This window comes from Pseudomonas sp. c313 (assembly GCF_055407145.1).
This window is the reverse complement of the sequence record NZ_JBUZRD010000048.1, coordinates 1-826: the sequence shown is the minus strand read 5'-3', so window position 1 is coordinate 826 and position 826 is coordinate 1. Positions and strand designations below refer to the sequence as shown.

Below are 826 nucleotides of genomic sequence, written 5' to 3'. Positions count from 1 at the left end.
GACTTCGCCCGATGCAGTCAACTTGATAGTCGACGGAGTTTCAGTATCGATAACGACGGTGCCCGCCGGCTTGTCGCTGACGGTAAGTTTTTCGTACTTCTCGCCGCCGCTGACCACTTGCGTAATGGTGTTAGAGATCGCGGGATTGACGTAAACATCCGCCGGAACCGTGATGGTTGCGGTGCCCGACGAAGCGTTGTTAGCGATGGTGATAGTTTCGCCATTGGCCAGTTTTACGACCAGGTCGGAGCCGAGGTTGAGAACCGGCTTGCCGTCTTTGCCCAGCAAAGAAGCGGTGTAAACAATCTCGCCGCCTTCGCTGATGCTTGGGGTGGCGTGGAGAGAAACAGTCACTTCGTCGATGGTGTCTTTGACGAGGGTATCGGCAGCGCCGCCGACAATTTCCAGCTTCTCAAAGCTACCGCCGACGATACCGTCCGGCTTGATAGTGGCCGAGACAGTGCTTTCATCTTTGAAGACGTCATCAGTTGGAGCGTCGAACTTCGTTTCGCCGGAGAACTTGCCTTGTTCAATGGTGATTTTTGCGCCATTGCTCAAGGTAACGGTCATTGGGCTGCCGGCTGCGTGGCTCAGCGTCGCGGTGTAAGTAACCTGGCCGCCTTCGCTGACTTCGCCCGATGCAGTCAACTTGATAGTCGACGGAGTTTCAGTATCGATAACGACGGTGCCCGCCGGCTTGTCGCTGACGGTAAGTTTTTCGTACTTGTCGCCGCCGCTGACCACTTCGCTAATGGTGTTAGAGATCGCGGGATTGACGTAAACGTCTGCCGGGACGGTGATGGTTGCGGTGCCCGACGAAGCGTTG

Annotated in this window: 1 protein-coding gene; it reads right to left on the bottom strand. The window is 56.1% G+C overall.

The window, feature by feature from the left end:
- On the bottom strand, positions 1 to 826 hold an 826-nt coding region (locus ACZRKZ_RS27760), incomplete at both ends, for an immunoglobulin-like domain-containing protein (protein ID WP_463983202.1).